The 19,892-nt window shown below is 55.1% G+C and carries 17 protein-coding genes, 1 tRNA gene and 1 pseudogene; 7 read left to right on the top strand and 12 right to left on the bottom strand.

Annotated features, from left to right (window positions below; genetic code table 11):
• Positions 1 to 95: 95 nt before the first annotated feature.
• Entirely contained in the window at positions 96 to 2,390 is a 2,295-nt protein-coding gene (locus BPSY_RS05750) for a DUF6923 family protein (RefSeq protein WP_156099247.1), read from the bottom strand.
• A 1,067-nt stretch (positions 2,391 to 3,457) separates the two neighbouring features.
• On the opposite strand from BPSY_RS05750, the gene BPSY_RS05745 reads away from it, so the two are divergent.
• On the top strand, positions 3,458 to 4,144 hold the full coding sequence (locus BPSY_RS05745; RefSeq protein WP_152596774.1) for a tyrosine-type recombinase/integrase: 687 nt from the start codon (positions 3,458 to 3,460) through the stop codon (positions 4,142 to 4,144).
• A 196-nt stretch (positions 4,145 to 4,340) separates the two neighbouring features.
• Entirely contained in the window at positions 4,341 to 5,363 is a 1,023-nt protein-coding gene (locus BPSY_RS05740) for a Fic family protein (RefSeq protein ID WP_081884273.1), read from the top strand.
• 344 nt (positions 5,364 to 5,707) lie between these two features.
• Here BPSY_RS05740 and BPSY_RS11620 read toward each other — a convergent pair whose 3' ends face one another.
• From BPSY_RS11620 to BPSY_RS05725, 4 genes are all read right to left on the bottom strand, one after another.
• On the bottom strand, positions 5,708 to 5,866 hold the full coding sequence (locus tag BPSY_RS11620; protein WP_156099246.1) for a hypothetical protein: 159 nt from the start codon (positions 5,864 to 5,866) through the stop codon (positions 5,708 to 5,710).
• A gap of 474 nt (positions 5,867 to 6,340) precedes the next feature.
• A complete protein-coding gene (locus tag BPSY_RS05735; RefSeq protein WP_033494889.1) occupies positions 6,341 to 7,666 on the bottom strand; it encodes an ATP-binding cassette domain-containing protein in 1,326 nt (441 codons plus the stop codon).
• Positions 7,666 to 8,013, bottom strand: coding sequence for an ABC transporter ATP-binding protein (locus BPSY_RS05730; RefSeq protein ID WP_033494887.1), 348 nt, complete (start codon positions 8,011 to 8,013; stop codon positions 7,666 to 7,668). The genes BPSY_RS05735 and BPSY_RS05730 overlap by 1 nt, the downstream gene beginning before the upstream one ends.
• A gap of 169 nt (positions 8,014 to 8,182) precedes the next feature.
• Positions 8,183 to 9,061 (bottom strand): ThiF family adenylyltransferase, encoded by an 879-nt coding sequence (locus tag BPSY_RS05725; RefSeq protein ID WP_157809781.1) that lies wholly within the window; start codon positions 9,059 to 9,061, stop codon positions 8,183 to 8,185.
• A 651-nt stretch (positions 9,062 to 9,712) separates the two neighbouring features.
• Here BPSY_RS05725 and BPSY_RS11020 point away from each other — a divergent pair.
• Positions 9,713 to 10,138, top strand: a complete 426-nt coding sequence (locus tag BPSY_RS11020; RefSeq protein ID WP_051921747.1) for a hypothetical protein — start codon at positions 9,713 to 9,715, stop codon at positions 10,136 to 10,138.
• A gap of 653 nt (positions 10,139 to 10,791) precedes the next feature.
• On the opposite strand, the pseudogene BPSY_RS11940 reads toward BPSY_RS11020, so the two are convergent.
• The 3 genes and pseudogenes from BPSY_RS11940 to BPSY_RS05715 form a co-directional block, all read right to left on the bottom strand.
• Positions 10,792 to 10,869 (bottom strand): annotated as a pseudogene (locus BPSY_RS11940) (hypothetical protein); the annotation flags it as partial.
• Positions 10,833 to 10,970, bottom strand: a complete 138-nt coding sequence (locus BPSY_RS11695) for a hypothetical protein (RefSeq protein ID WP_238556814.1) — start codon at positions 10,968 to 10,970, stop codon at positions 10,833 to 10,835. The pseudogene BPSY_RS11940 and the gene BPSY_RS11695, both read right to left, overlap by 37 nt.
• Positions 10,971 to 11,178: 208 nt before the next feature.
• Positions 11,179 to 11,379, bottom strand: coding sequence for a hypothetical protein (locus BPSY_RS05715; protein WP_033494883.1), 201 nt, complete (start codon positions 11,377 to 11,379; stop codon positions 11,179 to 11,181).
• 574 nt (positions 11,380 to 11,953) lie between these two features.
• Between BPSY_RS05715 and BPSY_RS05710 the strand changes: the two genes are divergently transcribed.
• A complete protein-coding gene (locus tag BPSY_RS05710; RefSeq protein ID WP_033494881.1) occupies positions 11,954 to 12,439 on the top strand; it encodes a hypothetical protein in 486 nt (161 codons plus the stop codon).
• 496 nt (positions 12,440 to 12,935) lie between these two features.
• Positions 12,936 to 14,471 carry a leucine-rich repeat domain-containing protein gene (locus BPSY_RS05705; protein ID WP_081884271.1) on the top strand — a complete coding sequence of 512 codons (1,536 nt, stop codon included), beginning with the start codon at positions 12,936 to 12,938 and terminating at the stop codon, positions 14,469 to 14,471.
• 521 nt (positions 14,472 to 14,992) lie between these two features.
• Here the strand turns inward: BPSY_RS05705 and BPSY_RS05700 are convergent.
• Positions 14,993 to 15,067: transfer RNA gene (locus BPSY_RS05700), tRNA-Glu, on the bottom strand.
• Between the two features lie 202 nt (positions 15,068 to 15,269).
• Positions 15,270 to 16,145 (bottom strand): tRNA (guanosine(46)-N7)-methyltransferase TrmB, encoded by an 876-nt coding sequence (gene trmB / locus BPSY_RS05695; RefSeq protein WP_415926601.1) that lies wholly within the window; start codon positions 16,143 to 16,145, stop codon positions 15,270 to 15,272.
• Between the two features lie 383 nt (positions 16,146 to 16,528).
• On the opposite strand from trmB, the gene galE reads away from it, so the two are divergent.
• Complete coding sequence (gene galE / locus BPSY_RS05690; protein ID WP_033494877.1) at positions 16,529 to 17,539, top strand: UDP-glucose 4-epimerase GalE; 1,011 nt, start codon at positions 16,529 to 16,531, stop codon at positions 17,537 to 17,539.
• A 139-nt stretch (positions 17,540 to 17,678) separates the two neighbouring features.
• Positions 17,679 to 18,377: a DUF4190 domain-containing protein gene (locus BPSY_RS11015; protein WP_051921746.1), complete on the top strand. Its 699-nt coding sequence runs from the start codon at positions 17,679 to 17,681 to the stop codon at positions 18,375 to 18,377.
• A gap of 107 nt (positions 18,378 to 18,484) precedes the next feature.
• Here the strand turns inward: BPSY_RS11015 and BPSY_RS05680 are convergent, their stop codons facing one another.
• Positions 18,485 to 19,072, bottom strand: coding sequence for a signal peptidase I (locus BPSY_RS05680; protein ID WP_033494875.1), 588 nt, complete (start codon positions 19,070 to 19,072; stop codon positions 18,485 to 18,487).
• Between the two features lie 44 nt (positions 19,073 to 19,116).
• Entirely contained in the window at positions 19,117 to 19,824 is a 708-nt protein-coding gene (locus tag BPSY_RS05675) for a hypothetical protein (RefSeq protein ID WP_033494873.1), read from the bottom strand.
• Between the last annotated feature and the right edge of the window lie 68 nt (positions 19,825 to 19,892).

Here is a 19,892-nt window from a genome sequence, read left to right as displayed (position 1 = left end):
TACAACAATCAAAGCATTGAATTGGCCGCCAGGAAACACTGAAGGGGAATTTCCTGACGACCAAGAATAAACTACTGCATCAACGAAGGTGCGATTCAGAGCTGTTCAGAGGAACGGCGTTTAAGCAGAAGCGTTACAGCAACGCCAGTGCCAATTAAACCGAGAACCGCGAGTCCGCCTGCAATGAGATAACCATCGTCATCCGCTTTTGTCACGGTCCCGCCAGTATGTACTGATGGCCCACTCGGAGGATTCACGATCGGATTGACAGTATTGCAATCCGGGTCGCTCTTGGCGGTATCTGCAGTGCAATTTGAAGGAACCGGAGTGTCTGGGTTATCAGGATTCGTGCCTGAGGCGATCACCAAATTTGCCAATTTGGCTCCATCGGATGCATTCTCATTCACCTTCACCTGATAGCTAAGCGTGACTGATTCGCCTTTTTCGATCCTGCCGGACCACGAAAGGTTGTTCTCCGAAACGTTGACGGAGGGAGCCTTCCCGGCAGTTGATTTGGCCGAACCATCGATATATGTAGCGTTATCGAATACACCGGACAGGTCGTCCTTTACTTCGGCCGGATCCAACACCGTGTTACCCGTATTAGTGGCCTTGATCTTATACGTTACCGTTTGCCCTGGCTTCACTGTCGATCCAGAAGTCGGTTCAGAAGTTTTCACCACTTTAAGACCTGGTTTCATCGTATTGTTAATGATGTCATCCAAATCAATCGTCAAGGTGTCAGCTTTTACGGTGAAAGCATGCTCGGTCTGATCGATGAAATGACCAACCGGCGCCTTCGTTTCCTTCAATGTGTATGCCCCCCACTGAAGACCCTTAACATTGAACACACCATCAGATTTGTCAGTATCGTTCACATCATTATCTGTGATCGACAAACTGTATCCATTGGGCCCGCTGAGTTTCCATGAAGAACCTGCGAGCGCTTTCTTTTGCTCGTCTGTTTTTTTCCATACAACGGTTCCTGGCTCATCGCAAGTCTTTGCGTTGTCGGAATCGTTATCAGGATTCGGGTCATCTTCGTTGCCATTGACATCGGCGGTGTTGACCATGCATTCTTCAATAGTCGTATTCGGAGCCTTGGCACTGAGCTTCACCTGTACACTTTCGTGTGGATCAAGCTGCCCACCTGTGAACACCACCTGGTTGCCTTCCACCGTGCCGGATCCGTCGACCACCTTCACATCGGTGTATCCTTCAGGGACATCGTCCTTAACAACCCAGCCCGAGCTCGGAATATCACTCTCGTTGGTGATTTTCAGTGTCCAGGTCACCAGTCCTTCCGGCGACACGGTAACCGCATCAGCCGTCTTCTGAATCGACAGATCAACAGGACCGACAATCAGACTTGCACCATCCGTGCCTGCACCAGGTGCGGTTTTGTAAGTCGCTATGACCTTAGGCTGTGGGTTTTCAGGATTACCAATCGAGAGCTGCACAGTCACGCCGTGATTGAGGACGAGACCGAGATTGCCATTACCGAAGGTGAACACACCTCCCTGGTTACCGCCCGAAGGCATATTGGAAGGCAGAGTGAAACTCTTGATTTGCCCATTGCTGGGGTTTACCCGCAACAAATCGCCATTGGCGTCTGCACGTCCCCAGAGGAAGCCGTTTTCGTACGTCCAGTCGGAAGACATTACGATGCCAGCGGTCAGATTTGTAGAAGTGGCTGTGCCTGTAGAGAGATCTACGGTCCATAGCTGTTGGCGTCCAGCCGAGCTCGTGGTACCGCTGTTCGTCATATACAGCTTCCCATTGGAGGCACCTGCAACATTGAATCCACCAAAGCTCTCGGTATGGGTCATCCCCGTTGGAGTACCCATGTCGTAAATCTTGCCGTTGGTACGGTTGACATAGAGGAAATCATCGGTTTGTACGGGATTGCCAGCAGAGTCCTTTGCCCCGGAAGGAGCTTTGACGACGGCCGCATACATCGCGCTCGTTTGAGGATCGATGGCTATGCCGTTATAAGTAAATGAAACTGGTGAGCCAACCGCTGTTTGCTTGTATGAGCCATTGTCAAAAGTAGCCTTATACAGCTGCGTGGCATCGGATCCAGTTCGTGTCGCAATCTGGTAGTAGGTCGAGACCTTTTCGGTCGTTGTAGGAATGGAAATATTGTATGGATTCCACCCCTGGGTTGCTTCAACTGTTTCCGCAGCCTCGGCACGAGTAGCAAAGTTTCCCACACTTGCGACGGAGAGCAGCAGAGCCGCGGTTCCTATTACAGCGACGGCAGAGGAGCTGAGGAATGCCCCCCCCCCCCCCGCTTTTTCATAATTGTTCTCTTCAACTTGGCGTCCCCTTTCAATTCGATACCAATTTTTGAGACACGCAACGTTAACATTGTTTTTTTGAAAAACCAAATTCTATTAGTTTTTTGATTGCTGGCATTTCCTGCAGTTCGTAATTCCGCTTAGTAAGCTGCATGGTTTTATGTTCAAGCTCCCCCGCTTCAACCTGCATCAGCCTGATAAACCATTGTTAGCGTGTTCCAACTACCCGATATTGAATTCACCAAAGCCGGAGCAGGCAACTGACACTCACATAAAACATCGCAGAAGAGCCAAAGTTAGCGCCTCGGAAAAGAGAGCAGATGCAACAATTGCCCGATTACCAGCCCGGCGAGTCGAACGGGAGATAGAGAAGCCAGTCAACATGCACAGACACAATTCGTGCCTCTCGTATCAGAATTGTCGGAGGAAAAGGGCTTCATCACGAAATATCACAACGCCCATGCGCGAAGTGACGATGTAGATACACACGTTCGATTGAAAAGCCGGACCGATGACGCTCATCAGCCACACTCTCCTCAGATATTTCCGCGACGATGCCACTGAGCCCCACAGAGTGACGAAGTGCGGCAGAAGCTACCTCAGTTTCACAGCAATGCGATCCAATGAAATCGGCTCCAGCGATGAGCATTCCCGCTATCCAGACTGGGAATAACAGATACTTTCTGATGGCTTTCATCTATAAGGAATCACTGAGTGGAAATATGTAAACCGCTGCAATTGCAACGACCTGAATGGTACCCTACGAGAGAGTCGAACGTTCCTCAGGAGTTGAGTTCGTTTGCGACGGTCCGGGTCCTGTCTCTGTTCAGATTGCTTTGATCTTTTGCTTCTTCCGTCCGTTTCTGTTGTCGTGCTGATTTTGTTTGGTCACACTGTATTAATTTTGATCGCTTTTTCTTAAAGTGCATATATCGGTGCACTTTTTGAAAGGTGGGTGAGGTACGGAAACTGGTGTGAAACAGGTTCGGAAAAGGCAGTGGGGCACGGTGTTGTGTCGCAGGGATCGTGATGGGAATGTCATTGCTTGGCAGGCTCGGTACACGAATCCGATCAATCCGAAGCTCAAGGTTCAGCGTCAGTTCAAACCTGATTTCGAGACGCAGGCTCGGTTATGGCTTGAGGAAGAGCATTATCTGGTGGTTCAGCATCAGAAGCATATCGTTGAGTGGGTGCATCCGACCCGGCGTGATCTTGATTCGAAGGCATCGGGGATTCGTTTCGGTGAGTTTGTGGATCGTTTTGTGAAGGGTTACCAGAAAGCGGACGGCTCCCGGCTTCGCGGTAATTCGTTGAGAAATCTTCGGAATTATATTTCTCATTTCCTGCCGTTTTTCAAGGACATGAAGGTGTGCGAGATCACCAAAGTGTTGGTGTCGTTGGTCCGTGGCCATATCCAAGAGTTTTGTTCCGGCGGGCGTCCGAAAGGCATGCTGTTTCCAGCCAAGCGGTGTGCGAATGGCATCATCCCCCCTACCACGATTCAGGCGCAGTTCAGGAGGGCGCGGGCACGTCTTGGTCGTCAGGACATCGTTTTTCATAGTCTGAGGGCCTCTCATGCGACATTGATGATGATTAAGGGCGGCACGGTGCGTGAGGTGATGAATGGCATGGGGCATCGTTCCGTGTCCGTAGCGGTGAAGCATTATCAGCGCGTGGTGCCTGATCATCAGAAGAAGGTGGTGAATCTCCTGGCCTTTGATTTCGTTCCGTCGTCGTGCGACCCGGAATTGTTGAGGGCCGTGGTCAGAGAGACCGAGGATGAGATCCGCAGACTCGAGAGATTTGTGGATGAGTTGTGTGGCACTCTCGCGAAGATAGGTTAGGTGCATTAGCGGGTGCATGCCGATTGTCTGCCGTGTATCACAGGGGTGGCGCACCCGCATCTGTGGATCGTTGTTAGCACTTGTGATCCAATGGGCCACATGTTCGGTTTTCCGTGTTCCGGATTGTTAGTATGGGCGCTACGGGATTGGTTGGCTGTTGTCGTGTATGGTGCCCGAACGTGTTTGGAGGTGTCGGATGGATAGGGTCAGGTTGGTTGACTGGCTGCGTTTGGAGCGCGACCAACGAGTGGATCATGGCTTGTATTACAACACCCAGGTCATGTTCGCCTGGAATTCCAACCATATGGAGGGGTCGACGCTTTCCGCTGAGCAGACGGCGCAGTTGTTCGATACCGGTGCCGTGCTGCCGTCAAGTACCGATGACGAGATTCGTGCCGATGACGTGGCGGAGACCACGAATCATTTCCGCGTGTTTGATTGGATGCTGGATCATGTCGATGATCCGGTGGATGACGCGCTGTTGTTCACTTTGCATGGCCTGCTCAAGCGCGGCACTAGCCAAGAGCGTGATCCCGACAGGAATGTGGGCGGATACAAGCTGCTGCCGAACGTGATCAGCCAGTTGGAGGGCATTCATACGGTCCTGCCGAATGATGTGCCGACGGCGATGCGTGAGGTGTTGGGGTTGTACGCGGATCTCCGTGACGATCCCTTCGAGATCGCCAGGGCCCATTGGATGTTCGAGACCACTCATCCGTTCTCTGACGGCAATGGCCGTGTCGGGCGGCTGGTGATGTTCAAGGAGCTGCTTCGTCTTGACAGTATCCCTGTGTTGTTGCGCGACGAGCATCATAACCTCTATACGCGTGGCTTGCGTCGTTTCCCCGAGGAGCCTGTTTTCCTGGTCGATCTGCTGCTTTCTGAGCGTGACGCGTATCGGGCACTGGTGGAGGAGCTCGCACCTGGCAGGATTCGGTATTCGTACGCGGATCAATGGGATGCTACTGCCGTCGCTGAGCGTATCGCGGCCCACCCGACCGTGAACGTTCACCTGAAACGCTTCTGGGATGACCGGGAGATCACATCCCACCTGATCCGCCCCTCAGAAGATGTCCCACCATCCGATCACATGCGCGGTGACGGTCCTGCGCCCAGGGCCGTCACTGATGGTTCAGGTATTCACGGACCTGGTGCCTGGAGTGTGCCGATTCAGGGCATTGAACCCCCCGACGCACCGGGCCCTTCGATGGGCATATAGGTTTTCCGCTCTGCGTTCATTGCGCTTGTGGTCCAATGGACCACAAGCGGACTCGCGGCAATGTCGGCGTCTGTACCTGTCAGACCCATATTCTGCTGTTGAGTGCGGTTAGTGCTGTTATTGAGTTGGTCCAATCGAGATCGTTGGCGTGGCTGCTGTGATTCCGTTAGCGCTTCCACGCTGCATGATGATCAGAGCGGTGGATAGTCGTCCGATGGCTTCCCTCGCTTTAGCGAAGATCGTGCTGGTTCCTTCGCGGTGGTGACACGGACGTGCAGAGTCTGCCGGCTTTGTCGGAGGTGGGCATCGAGTTTCACTCGATATCCGGGATAGTCAGCCTCGTCCTAAATCTCCCCGATGCCGTTCAGGGAGAAGGCGACATCGTCTTCCGCCAGTGTTCGTGGTATCACAGTGAACATGTCAACAATCGTGTCGGTGTCCATCTGCCGTTCCGTGATGGTGGTGTCCATGTCCATCGTGGCGCGGGTGTCGATGCCGACCATCAGTCGGACTCATACGTGTTGGAGTACGGGGATGATGAGGATTCGGCGTCACCAACCCCGACTCTGGGTGTCACACGCCACCGGAGCCTCACATTCTTCAGCGGCATTCTGTCGGGCGTGTGGTAGACCGGTGGGGTTGCGGGCTGACTTCTCACACGCAGAGCCGCACATGGCACCGCTCGTCGTACCGGGGCATGGATCGTGAGTGGGTCGAGGACTGGTGGACCTTGTGTTTTGGATTCACGTTTAATTCGCAATATCCTTTCTCAGCGCTGCCTTGTCGGGGTATCCATGATTGCGCAGCCGATCGTCGCCGCTTCCGATGGCAGTGTCGGACGTCATTTCCGTGTGTGGTTGTTGACGATGCCGTTATCTTTTGGGATTCGGTCCTGATCTCCCTGTGCTTTTCCATCACGGTCGAATGCCCACGTTGCGGAAAGCGAGTCATGACCCGTGTCCATGAGGGCGGCTGCCTTAGACGGGATTACCGACTGCTTTGGCAGGGTTCGCAGGTTCGAGCAGGCCGGAATCAAGGAGTGCGTGCCGCACCTGATCATAGTTACCTTGGGCTTTGATCTGCATGTCTTCTATGACCACGATCGTGTCGCTGTTGGTGAGGACGGTTTCGTTGAGTCTGTGTGTTATATATATGAAGCCCGGAATGGTGTCAAATATGGTTTGCTCCACTTGCTGAGCTGTGCGATGGTCCAAACCAGTGGTGAGCTCGTCGAATACGCAGAACCTTCGTCCCCTCACCAGGAGCCGCGCCAGCAGTATGCGTTGCCTCTCGCCTCCGGAAAGTGTACGGAGATCATCATCGATCACGTAATCCAATCCGCGTTTGCCGACCCACTCATCTATGGAGGCCGCTTGGCATGCCTCGAGTATCGTCCGGTCGTCGACTCCCTCATCCATCAGTCGGACGTTTTCTCTGATTGAAGCGTGGAATATGTGGCTTGACTGCGACAACAGGCCGATGCTCTGTCCTAGGGCGCCAAGCGCCGGGTCCTTTATATCCGTCCCATTCACCAGGATACTTCCTGTGTAATCGGTATCCAGGCTGAAGAGCGGGCGTACCAGTGAGGATTTTCCTGCACCGCTAGGACCGACGATCAGATACCGTTTACTGGTATCCATCTGCAGGTTCACTGGCCGGCGTCCAGCATTCTTCTCGGTATGGAAGCTCACGTCACGGTAGATGATGGTATCGATTCCTTGAATGTCCTTGACTGGCTCGGCTGCATCCGATTCAAGTTCTCGGTCTTGTTGAGGCGTATCTTCTATGGTGCCGTTCACCTTTGCCAGCACTGCGCGGCCTCCGTTGAACTGTGCAAACAATCCCGATGTGTAGAAGAGGGGAACTGATATGTTGCCTACGAGGCTGAAGAAGGCAACGACCTGAGCGACGCTCATGTTTCCACGCATGATGAGCAGCCCTCCGACGATCCATACGCCGAAGATCAGTATGTTCGTCATGAAGTTGTTCGCGGAATCGGCTTTTTTCTGGACCGTCGCGTCGTGGTCCGCTGCTTTCAGCCACTTCTTGTTGAGCAAGGCGAAACGGTGATGAACATCCCGTTCCTTTCCCGTAAGCCTCCAGTCGACGATGCCATGCAGCAGGTCTCCGGTCACTGTGTTGAGTTCATCAACGTTTTCGGTCACGGTGTTTCGCGCTCTAATCACGAAGCGTTTGGAGATCACCGGCACCAATGACATCGGGATACACAGGAGCAGAGCGACACCGCCGAGCATAGGGTTGATGGCGAGGACCGCGATGACCGAGAACAGCAGCTGCATCATCAGGTATGTTCCCAGAGCACCACGTCGACCAGATCTCGTTTAATGCTGTCCAACTGTGTGGTCAATGTCGAGAAATACAGATCCGCCGAAGTATCGGCCGCGTCCTGCAAAGGCATCCGTTCGATACGTCCGAACAAGGTGTCGCGCATCTGTGCCGTGACAGCGTTCGACAGACGCTCTGCGTAGATGTTCTGCCATAGGTACAACAGTCCATGCATAATGGCGTACAGGACAGCGAACGTTGAGATGATTCCGAAGCGCCGCCAATCAGAGGCTTCGACGCTGCTGATAATTGCCTGGATAACGAAGGAATCTCCGACCACGGCGGCCGCCAGCAATGCACTCAATACTAGAAATAAGACCGCTTTGGCACGCGGTATCCTGATCACTGTCAATCGTCTTCCCCATTGCCGGGGTATCCGGCGTTGTGGTTAATTGTTTTCTGACGTTCCCCTTGCTCGGCTCGGGCTAGGGTTCGGCATCGGCTCTCGGCACTTCGCGCTCAGTGTCCCATTCTCATCGGCCACTGTCAAAATGACCACGCTCACCGTATCCAATCGGTACCAAGTGGTGCCGATAGTCATCGACCTGCTGCGCGACCAGGCTACCCAGGATGCTGCACATTCTGTAAGGTATTTTTCCCAGAGTGTGTTGAAACAACGGCTCGTGGGTGATCGGGTGCCTGTTGAACCCGTGGTTATACGTTTTCCGTGGATAGTAGAATTCGGAGAATCCAACCAAGCCGCCGATATACCCGGGGATCGTGATGTACGGGACATTGACGGAATCAGCGGCCTGCCATATGTAATGGGCGGTTTCTCCGGCGGAGGGATAATCAGCCGCCTGTATAAGTAGGTTGCAGTTGCCTTCGACGGCGATCCTTGCCATCTCGTCCGCGGAACCCACCCTGCATTGCAGAGCGCGAATGGTGCCTACCGCAGTGCGCCTAGCCGCCAAGGCCTGCACCTTTGGGACGCCTATCTCGGCCCGTGTGAAACACTGTCTGTTCGTGTTATCGGCCTCGACTATGTCATCGTCGATAATCGTCAGTGAGTTTATGGGCAGCTGCGAGAGCTGGGTGAATATGTGGCTGCCGATCGAGCCCACACCGAGGATGGCGCAGTCGACGGTCCTTACGTGTTCGTTGGTCTCATGGACGATGCCGATGCCGACCAGGTCCTGAACGGTTGCGCGAAGTGTTTTCATGGACAGATCGGGTGCCGCCTTGTGCAGATCGTCCAGGCTGGCCGGTGTGCGTAACCGGTCCAATATGACCAGCATCTCCTCGGTGAAGGCGAAGGAGCATGTTTCGCCCTGCTGGCCTTTCATCACGTAGAAACGGCCTTGCTCTGTTTCGTATACACAAAGCGCGTCGGCTGATTCATATGTCTGCAAATGCGACACACTTCCACGACGGGAAAGGGCTTGGACCGTAAGAGATTGTTCCACTATTTCCACCACTTGAACCACCGCCATTACCGGTCATGCCCCACTCGGCGCGCTCTTCTTGCCAGGCGTCTCGGTACTCTTGCAGCTGTCTGTATTACTCTTCGCGTTCGCCGCAGCTTCGATCACTAGGAAAACATGAAGCTTGATCTTCAGGGCGCGACGATTACTGAACCCTTTGATATATCTTCCGCTCACACCGCTTCAATTGACTGTGAAAGACGCGGCTTTCTGCACACCTTTGACCATAATAAACGAGCCGGGTTACTGAGCTACGGAATCGCGTAAAACGGTAAGAGGCTTCATCGTGATAAAAAGTGGGGAATGTTCCTCTTTACAAAAGGATGTCAATGATTCGGTATTCAGCATGTCGACATAGAGGAGGTGACGGTTCCCTGCAGTGCTTGTTCCTGTCATTGGTTTTCAGGAATTGTACCCTCTTCAGCCAGTTGGGTCCCGGACGGGAGCGCAGAGGGTAATGTTTCCGACAATGGGATAGGGTACTGCCGAGAAATGCGCATTCCCATGAATTTGTGAATTGTCACGAAGTTAGAGTCTGCTGGTGCTATCCGAACAGCGCATCGCACGGAGGGGGTTGGTGTGGCCCATTTTAAGAAAATTCATATGCTTGGGTTCTTCCCCATTTTCTCAGTTATTGCCCTGGCGCTTGCTCAGTGGTGGGAACATCATTACACGGATGATCTATTCAGAGAACATTTCTGGTTCGGGGACTACCTGTATTTAAACATTCTGTTCCTGGTGTTTTATATGTTTCTCCTCGCCTATGCGATTCCCCTCATCGTGGATATCCGTATGTCTAAAAGAACCGCCTTCTGGCTTAAGGTTGTCTGTTTCGGAGCGCTGCTCGTTTATATACTCGCGAGCCTGTATTCATCACTCCTGGGGAATCGACTGGATATGTTCCCGCAGCGCGTAGACATCTCCCTGGGGATCGTTGGAGGAGTCGTTCTCGGCGTCGCATACGCACGCTCGAATGAATCCAGCACGAAAAAGAGTAATCGCTGAAAAGGTAATAGCTCTGTTCCTTTCCTAGATTCCCACTACGGCAGTGGCGGCCGGCACTGCTTCAACTGCACAAGCGGCACAGGCAAGCGACTCCACGGTTGGAAGCGCGAAAGAAACCACCCCGGCGGCATCCGCCTATCGGAGCTACTACTCGTTGGCTGACGCTACGAGCAGGGACTATACCGGATCCATAGAAGTAGATCTAGGTGATCAGATCGCGGAAGCATTCGGACTTAACAAGTCCACATCTCACGCGGCACCATATGTTCGCACTGCGTCTAACGAGAGTGGATCGGCTTCGAAGAACAGTGATGTCAAGGTCACCGCAGGATTGAGTCACACCATCAACGCCGGCAATAATACGGTAAAGGTCAATCAGGTGTTTGGCTCGACCGCGAATAAGGGCTCTGATTACGTCAATCGTCGGGATTTCTTTTGGAGAAGTCCCGGGAACGGGAACCATCAGACCTATCATCCCACTGCAACTATGTGACTGCCCTGTGGCGGTAAATAGTGTCTTTTGCAATTACAGGACTCGGAACGTGGCCCAATCATGCTCCGCATCAGCTAACGTCTACTCACTATGGGCGTTGACTCGGCTGCGTAGCACACTGGTGCCGGGGATCAGATACAGGTCAATACCTGTACATCATTCATGCTGTTTCCAGCCCATACCGAACGCGAGTACGGTGAATCAGCCCATCCTCATCGATGAGGCCATCAATATAATCCTGCGCATCATGACGATAAGCTTCAGTGACGCGCCCGCCTTCAGCTCGGCGGAATGCATACCATCACGAACAACCAAGCTCCGACGTGTTCGCTCATCCATCGCATCCTCCTTTACCCATATCGTCCATTACCCGACCATTGAGGGGATTTCACCTTGCCACACACCGGGTGAGCAGCTTTGCTGTCTGTGTTTTCTCTCCCCGGTTCACGGTACGTTGGTGATCTCGCGGATAGGCTGAAAGCTGGGACGGACTTGTCGTCCGCCGGTCAGACTCGCGCTGTCGCGCTCTGACCACAGGGGCACAATGTTACTTGTTGACTGTTGTCGTATGGCGCAGATAAGCAAAAGTAGCCAATGAGAACAGCAGGCTGAGTATGGCCGACAGGAGAACAATCATCTGGATCTTGTAGTCATAGCCGGCAGTGAGTATGGAGATGGAAGCCATGATGATAACCACCGCCAGAGCTGACAGAACGCCACTATAAGCCAGAACCCAACTCTTCCGCATCTCGCAACACCTCTCGTTGATTATTTTCGAGACAACTCATTGAGTGTAATACTGCAAACGGCAGGCCCACAAGGCGGACACGATGCCGCCCACGTGGCCGATCGCACCACCGGTGATGGCATCTTCACTGCAACCCACGGACACCGTGATCGAGCAATCCACCAACGTTCCCGCGATTTCTGCGCTGATCCCGTGAGCCTGAACGCACTGGTTTCAGGCCGTATCTTTGACCGGAATCAGCCCATTGGACGTAGGGTCCAACGTGTAACCGGACCTCAGCTTCAACACCGGGTGATGGACTGGTTCGTGGCATTCATGGCATAACCGAGCGAATACTGAATTACTGCTCGGCAAGACGACGGAACTGGTTCCACTCGTATCCTGCGATCCCTCGGATGCCTTTGCTATGTTGATACTTACAACGGAATCGAGAATCACAGCGGTCAATGCAATCATCATTCTTTTGATGCTGCTGAATAATCTCATGATATTCCTCTACCTCCCTCGCATGCATCGGTGCACTCGAAGACGCAGCCTTTATACCTTCCCCGAAACGCGGAGTAGGGTTGACTGTATGGTCGTTGCACAGCAAGAGAGCAGTGAAGAGCAGACACCATCTCCCTCCGACGGGATGAATCCTCGGCGCTTGGCGATCAGAGGTATCCTCGTCACCACCATCCAGGCCATCCTGATGCTGGTGGTCGGATTCTGGCTCGCCTACGGATGGTCGTGGTTCAGCATCGTGACATGCATCGTGATACTGCTGGCCAGTTCCGCTCTGTTGAGAATCACCGGCGCATACACATACATCAGAACCCGATCCATCCGGACTTTCGACGCGGATCATCTCCTGACGCTCCGGCAGATCCTCATCGCGTTGTCATTCATCCTGCTGGCATATGCAGCAGGACGCGTCGGACCACCCCAAGGTTGGAACGGATTCGGGACCGGATTGGGGTGGCTAAGCATCGCGGCGGGTATCATCGGCGCCCTATCCAACATCCCATCGCTGTTTGTGGCCGTCAACAACGCCGCGGGCAATCAATCTGCACGAATCTAGAAGACACAGTTATACGGAACGCCCCCCGGATACCCATGCAGACGAAGATCGCGAAACGGCCGAAAGTCAATAACAAAATCGTCGAATAATCAACAGTATTCATGCCTTGATGATCGCGTCACACACAACCGCCTGGAGCGACGACAAATGGTTGCTTCCTTCACGTTGCTTGTTGCGGATCGGGACGCTGACGGCATCCTCATAGCAAGGTCACACTCACCTTTCGCTCCTCGTACCCAGCACCTCTGGGGTACCTCCACCTCGTGCAGGCCAGCGGCCCGCACCGCCCTTGGCAACACCCACGCCCCTGGCAGCGTGCGCGAATCGCACGGACCGTCGGCAACAACCGGAATGAGGAAACCGCGACACCGGTGCCGATCATCGCCGCCGTGGTATAGAGATCGCTCCGTGTGGCAGGTGTCCACATCTGGTGGGTTGGGTTGTTCCCCGGATTTCCGATAGGGTTGATATGTCCTTTTAGAGGGGGGGGAACATTATGAAGAGAGTAAGAACGCGTGGGGCGCGTGGCATGGCCGTCGGTCTTGTCACCGGGTTGTCGCTGGTGGTATCGGGGCTGGTGGTGCCGGCGGCATCAGCTGCGGACGAGTGCACCATCGGAGCGAGCACCATCAGCCAGTGCTTCCCCGACCAGAACCTCGCCGCGAAGATCGCGACGAAGGTGCGTGCAAGTGTGGGAGACACCTTCACCCAAGACAAAGCTGACAGTATCACGTCATTGTATGACTTGAACGATGCGGGCATTAAAGATCTTACCGGCATACAGGTGCTCACCAATGTAAAAGACGTGAATCTCAACATCAATGAGGTGAGCGATCTGACCCCTCTTAAGGGGTTGACTCAGCTCGAGCAATTGGAGGTGGGGTCGAATCCGATTAGTGACATCACGCCACTGTCTGGACTCACGAATCTCACGGTCTTAAGCCTAAGCGAAACCGAAGTTAAGGATCTGACACCTCTGAAGGGTCTGTCCAAACTCGACGAACTTGACGCTGGGTATAGTCAGATCTCCGATCTCTCGCCGTTATCAGGTATTACGGATCTCAGGGCTCTTAATGTTATGAATAATCAGGTGAAGGATCTGAGCCCTCTCAACGGGTTGAACCATCTGGAGTTCTTAGTTGCCGCCAATAATCAGATAAGCGATGTTGCATCCCTGACTGATGTGCCAGCGCTGAACAACTTGATCCTCGACAACAATACAGTCAGGGATATATCGCCGGTGAGTAGGATACAAACGCTGCAGACGCTTTCCATGAACAATAACCAGGTCCATGACCTCAGCTCGCTGGCCGCTTTACCAAAGCTTCTGTCTTTGTCTGCTTCGGGTCAGCGTGTGGTGTTGCCTGGGGTGGGTGGTTCCTCGGTGTCGGTGTCCACGGCGAAGAGTGTCGATGGTTCGTTCGTGGCGCCCACCACGGTGGATCCCGTGTCGGGCGTGTACGACGCGGCCGCAGGCAAGGTCTCATGGCAGGGCCTGTCAGGCAAGGGCGAGATCAGTGTGGTCGCCTCCACGAAGATCACCACGGGATTGCTCAAGGACGCCCCGTTCGACGTGACCTTCACACAGCCCTTCGATGCGGATGCGCCGGTTCCCACCACATCCCATACGGTGACGTTCGATTCGCGTGGCGGCTCCGCCGTGGCACCGGTGAGCGTGAAGGACGGCGAGAAGGCCGACAGGCCCGCCGATCCCGTGAGATCGGGGTACACGTTCCTGGGATGGCGTGCCGACGAGGCCGGCAGAGGCCCGTACGATTTCTCCTGGCCGGTCACCGAGGATGTCACGTTGTACGCGCAATGGCAGCGTACCGACGAGGTTGGCAAGGACCCGTATGCTTTCTCCGGTGACGGGAGGCCTGCGGGTAGCGGTGAAACCGGCACGAAGAAACCCGCGGGCAAGAACCTGGCGACCACGGGAGCCGGCGTATCCGGCGTACTCGGCATGTTCGCCATACTCGCCGCCGCAGGCACGGCGCTCATGGCATACAAACGCAAGCGCATGACCGACTGACACCACACCCAACAAACACACCAGGATCCCCGACCGCATCCAAAAACGATCGGGGATCCCCCATACCCAGCAATAAACGCACGATTTCACTACCGCGGCAGGCAGTTCACAAGGCGGACAGGATTCAGTCCATGTAGCCAATCACACCGCCGGCCGCTGTTTCCACCCGTTTTCCACCTGTTTTGGCAGTTGTCCGATTGAGTGATGCCATCAACTTTCGGTATGCGATGCTCTGTTCCTGAAACCATCACATCATAATCGACACAAGCTTCCTGCCTCATGCCAGTGCCGCCTTCGATAACCTGAAGCATTACAGCATCACCGTGGACGTCCGGATGCAAGGTACTGACAGGATTTGGCGATAACGGCGGCCGTGCTCGGCACGAGCCTGGCAGCGTTGATGGCTGACCCGTTGATGAAGCAGATCGAGCTGCTGTTGTCGAGAATGGGCGCTGGAACGAAAAATACCGCGGTCGCCGATACGCGACCACGGTATTTCGTGAAGCCAGATGGATCTCAGGTGGTACCCCCGGAGAGAGTCGAACTCTCGTTGTCAGAGTGAAAGTCTGATGTCCTAACCGTTAGACGACGGGGGCAAGCGAGTTCATAATACGCGATATCCGCAACTTGGGCAAACCGGTGAGTCTCGCATGGCGCAGGCCGCCCGGATTATCTCATCGAGCCGGGCACAAGGGCATTGAAATGCTTGGAAATACTGCATTCCAACTCCCCTGCACGCGGCTCCACGAAGCGATCGGCGCGCATGCGCGCAACAGCCAGATGCTTAGAAGACCAGCCTTACGATGCTCGCACCTTGCGATAGGTGAAATCATGGATCACCCTGCCAGCCGCTATCCCCTTCTGCTCGAAGTTGGTCAGCACACGCCCTTCGAAGCGTTCCGACTCACGGAAGTCCCGATGCGGCAGACCCGCCGCCTGATCGGCCGTGCCCTTGCCGACATGCTCCACGGGCAGGGAAACGGACAGATCCCCCACATTCTCCAGACAGTCCAAGGGATCAAGCACCTCATGCACATGCAAGGCATAATCCTCGATGTCGGTGGCTATCCTCCACACCCCGTCCTCGACAAGCGCCTTGCTTATCGAACGCGCGAAGGACTCCTGAATGATACGGCGCTTATGATGCTTCATCTTCGGCCAGGGATCAGGGAAGAAGGTCCAGACCTCCGCTATGCTCCCCTCAGCCGCACAGGCGAAAAGCTCCGGCGCGTTCAGCTGTCCGATGCGTATATTGTCGAGCCCCTGCTTGCCTGCAAGCAGCATCGTATGTGCGATGCCCGGATCATAAACCTCCAGAGCGAGGAAATTGAGTTCCGGGTGGGCAAGGGCCGCCGCCACGATGTTCTCGCCCTGTCCTGTCCCCACCTCGACCACGAGCGGACGGGTATTCCCCCAGTACCTTTCGATGGTGGCGTCGTTGAAAAGCAGATCGTCGCTTACTGACAAGGAGTTCTCCCCGTCGTTGAGCGGCAGCAGGTAGCTATCCGCATATGCGTCCCATGCCTTCTGCAGGCGCTTATCCAGACGTCCCGAGCGCCGCACGAAGGAAAGCACCGGTCGGTGCCTCGCTGACCGGGGACCGTCATCCTCCCCAGCGCCGGAAGAAGGACCTTCACCCGTCTGGTCGGCAGATACCTGCCCGGCGATACTCATTCCGGCGATATCCATTCCCGCGATGGCGCCCCCGGCCAGCAACGCGGCGCCCGCAGCGGCAGTGGAATCCCCGGCTTCAGGGCCATGCTCTTCAAAGCCGCGCTCTTCGGGCAGCCGGTCATCGGAAGGCCGTTGGACTGTTGAGGTCATATATGCTCCTGCTTTGGCTGACTCATCGTGCTTCAGTATTCTTGTATTCAATATCCGTGCGGCATGCCCACCGTCGTATGCCGCTGTCGGTACAAGAGTATATCGGTAATTCAAATGTTCAATCTTGTTCATGTGATATACTTAAACTGTTAAAAAGATAACATATTCGAGCAGAAGCGAACAGAGCTTGTTCTTTTCTCGTTCGCCTTCGCTCACATGAAGGAAGGCCAGATATGACAGTTCTCGTAACAGGAGGATGCGGATACATCGGCGCGCATGTCGTACATGCACTTCACGAAGCAGGCGAGGAAGTCATCGTCATCGACGATCTCAGCTACGGCAAGCCCACCCGCATCGAGGGTTCACGCCTGTACGGTGCGGATATTTCCGCCCCCGGTTCGGACAAGATCATCGCCCAGATACTTGAGGAGCATCAGGTCGATGCGGTGATCCACTTCGCGGCGCGCAAACAGGTCGGCGAATCGGTCGCGAAACCGCTGTGGTACTACCAGCAGAACGTCAATGGCATGCTTAACGTGCTGCAGGGCATGGCGGATGCGGGCGTCAAGAAACTGGTCTTCTCCAGTTCCGCTGCAACCTACGGCGTCCCCCCTGTCGACGTGGTGCCCGAAGACGTCGTACCGATGGTTCCCATCAATCCCTACGGCCAGACCAAGCTCTTCGGCGAGTGGATGGCACGCGCCTGCGAGCAGGCCTTCGGCATCCGTTTCTGCGCCCTGCGGTACTTCAACGTGGCAGGCTGCGGCCCGGTGGAACTTGAGGATCCCGCCATCCTGAACCTCATCCCGATGCTTTTCGACCGCCTGAAGCAAGGCAAGGCTCCGGCGATATTCGGTGATGACTACCCCACTCCCGATGGAACCTGCGTGCGTGACTACATCCACGTCTCGGACCTCGCAGACGCACACATCGCGGCCATCAAGTACCTCGGCAATGACGAGCGCGAGTACGACGCATTCAACGTCGGCACAGGAGAAGGCACCTCGGTTCGCCAGATCGTCGACGAAGTCAAAAAGGTGACCGGACTGCCCTTCACCGAGGAGATCAGGGAACGCCGTGCAGGCGACCCGCCGCATCTGATCGGTTCGCCCAAGCGCATCAACGAGGCGATGGGGTGGCATGCGAAATACGGTGTCGAAGACATCGTTCGCTCCGGATGGGAGGCATGGCAGGCCAATCCTGAGCATCACATCGACGTCGAGAACTGGAAACAGACCGACTGATCCCCACACAAGGCCCGTGCGGGCTGAGCGCATCGGCGGTGCGGCTACACCCGAAATCCTTGGGGCAGCCGCACCGCCGATGCGTTTATCCGCCCTTCACTCAGAGAACATCAATGATCGAGCGGTTACACTTTTAGATATGACCGATAACTATGGCAATCCGCAGAACGATGCTCAGCACGATCACGATGCGCAGGAACAGCACTCATCGGGATCAGCACAGCAGCCCTATGAGCAGCAAGCTTCATACGCGCAGCAGCAGAGCTATGGCCAGGCCCCATTTTCCCCGCAACAGCCGAACCCGCAGTATCCGAACGGGAACAACCCATACGCGCAGCAACAACCACAACAGGCTCAGTATGACCCACGTCTGGGCAACCAGGGCGCCTCTGGACCCAACACACAGCAGCCGTACACTCCACGGCCCGGTTACGCCCCGTACCCGAATTACGTCGTAGCAGAGCCACAGACCCCGTGGAACATCACCGCGATCATCGGTTTCGTACTCAGCTTTTTCTTCGCGCCCGCAGGTCTGGTCGTCTCAATAATCGCACTCGTGCAAATCCGCAAAACACATGAACACGGCAATGGGCTCGCCATCGCCGGAACCGTGGTGGGTGCCGTATTCACCATTCTCGCCGCAATGTTCATCGCATTCGTGATCTGGGGTATCGGGCTTGCCGCGAGTTCGGAGTACAGCTACTACAGCGACCCGAGCTGCAGCAGCTACGGATGTTACAGCGACGAGGGCTCCGACACCATCGACAGCTCTTTGCGGACCTACCTCGACAACGCCAACACGGCGCAGACCACAGAGATGTCGCCAACAGCCCGCTAGCCCCCCACCTCCTCCATCCAACGAGCCCTGCAGCAAATTCATCCATGCTGCAGGGCTCGTTGATGAGACGCGGCATATCGAGAGGGAAACGGTCATGCACGCGGAGGCTAACCCTGCCGTGTCCCCGTTCTCGGAACGATCACCACCAGCAAGAGCAGAGACACCAGGGTCAGCGCCACGGTAATCAATCCAGGCCATGTTCGCATCCACACGATGACGTAGCCGACGCGGGGAAGCACCAGCCACATACGAGGGGCCGACTCGATGCTGACCTGATGCGGATCACGCGCGATATTCGCATCACCCTTCAATATGAAAGAGCATCGTCCTTGCCTGCACTCCCCGGATTCAACGATTCGATGGGTCACCATATGTTTGGTATCCCCCGCCCGAACCGTTATGACATCTCCCACCAGTAGGGAGTCGGCAGGCGTCTCGACCGACAGGATCAATGAGCCTACACCGACGGTCGGCTCCATCGATGCGGAGATGACGACCATCGGACGTAGGCCAAAGGCTGTTGCCCCGATGAACAACAGCAGGGACAGCACACCGATGCATGCCATCACAGTGAGTAACACCGATCTCAAGCGGAAGTATATGCGCGTGATCCGGCGGGCATGGGTGGTGCCGTCTACGGCACTCATACGAGCATACGCAAGACCATCCTTCTTCTGTCCGCCCGTACTGTCCATACTCCGCTCACCCCCGCTGTTCGATTTGCTGGAACTCCTCAGGATCAGGCTACCGATTCACCGGTGAACTGCACCTGGATATCCGCGTCACCGCCAACGAAATTCGCCAAATTCGCAGCTGTGGACAGCTTGACCTTGGCAACCACGAAGCTTGCGTTACCTGTTCCACCGGCGTACAACGCATCGTTCAATCCGTCGTATTCAGTCAGCGGCGTGGCGCTCCCGATCAGTTCGACCGGGGTGCTGCTGGTGTTCTCACCGGTCAGCGAGACGGCAGTGGAGAATTCCACATCAGTGGTGCATGCAGTCGCAGGAGTATCGGTCATGCAGTACGAGAGCTCTAAGGCTTTGATGAAAGCATCCTTTGCCGCAAGAATTGCCGGGTCGCTTTCAGCCGCCTCACTTGTTGACTGCACTTCATGGAAGTTCACGCTCAATGTGGACTTCCAATCCTCACTGGCATTACGCACAGGGATCACGAAGGATACGCTGTCTCCGGGTTCCATGGATTGGATGGCCAAGGCCGTGGCCGCATCATTCGAGATATTCACACCGGCCACGGTGTCTCCCTCAACCCATGCCACCGAGCCGAGTGTCGTCTCTTTCGACGTGCTGACCTGAATATTGTAATCGCCTGCAGGCGCGAAGCCATTGGCACCCAGATTCACGTTTGCGAAATCCGTCAGCGTTGCGGCTGTGATGAGTGTGAATATACCCAGCACCGCGCCCGCCGCCAGCAGTCCGCGCTTCATGCCTGGTCGTTCTAGGAATGACATCATTGTCTCTTTTCTGTATACATGGATCATGGTGAATAAGTCGT

The sequence above is a fragment of the Bifidobacterium psychraerophilum genome, assembly GCF_000741705.1.
Classification (GTDB): Bacteria; Actinomycetota; Actinomycetes; order Actinomycetales; family Bifidobacteriaceae; genus Bombiscardovia; species Bombiscardovia psychraerophila.
Note: the sequence above shows the minus strand (reverse complement) of the source record. Positions and strands in the feature narration are given on the sequence as shown.

Coding starts and splice junctions, on each gene's coding strand:
- BPSY_RS05740 (WP_081884273.1), top strand. CDS start 4,341: ATGGATAGGGTCAGGTTGGTTGACTGGCTGCGTTTGGAGCGCGACCAA.
- BPSY_RS11620 (WP_156099246.1), bottom strand. CDS start 5,866: ATGGTCGGCATCGACACCCGCGCCACGATGGACATGGACACCACCATC.
- BPSY_RS05735 (WP_033494889.1), bottom strand. CDS start 7,666: ATGATGCAGCTGCTGTTCTCGGTCATCGCGGTCCTCGCCATCAACCCT.
- BPSY_RS11695 (WP_238556814.1), bottom strand. CDS start 10,970: ATGGATGAGCGAACACGTCGGAGCTTGGTTGTTCGTGATGGTATGCAT.
- BPSY_RS05715 (WP_033494883.1), bottom strand. CDS start 11,379: ATGCGGAAGAGTTGGGTTCTGGCTTATAGTGGCGTTCTGTCAGCTCTG.
- BPSY_RS05710 (WP_033494881.1), top strand. CDS start 11,954: ATGGTCGTTGCACAGCAAGAGAGCAGTGAAGAGCAGACACCATCTCCC.
- BPSY_RS05705 (WP_081884271.1), top strand. CDS start 12,936: ATGAAGAGAGTAAGAACGCGTGGGGCGCGTGGCATGGCCGTCGGTCTT.
- trmB (WP_415926601.1), bottom strand. CDS start 16,145: ATGAGTATCGCCGGGCAGGTATCTGCCGACCAGACGGGTGAAGGTCCT.
- galE (WP_033494877.1), top strand. CDS start 16,529: ATGACAGTTCTCGTAACAGGAGGATGCGGATACATCGGCGCGCATGTC.
- BPSY_RS11015 (WP_051921746.1), top strand. CDS start 17,679: ATGACCGATAACTATGGCAATCCGCAGAACGATGCTCAGCACGATCAC.
- BPSY_RS05680 (WP_033494875.1), bottom strand. CDS start 19,072: ATGGACAGTACGGGCGGACAGAAGAAGGATGGTCTTGCGTATGCTCGT.
- BPSY_RS05675 (WP_033494873.1), bottom strand. CDS start 19,824: ATGAAGCGCGGACTGCTGGCGGCGGGCGCGGTGCTGGGTATATTCACA.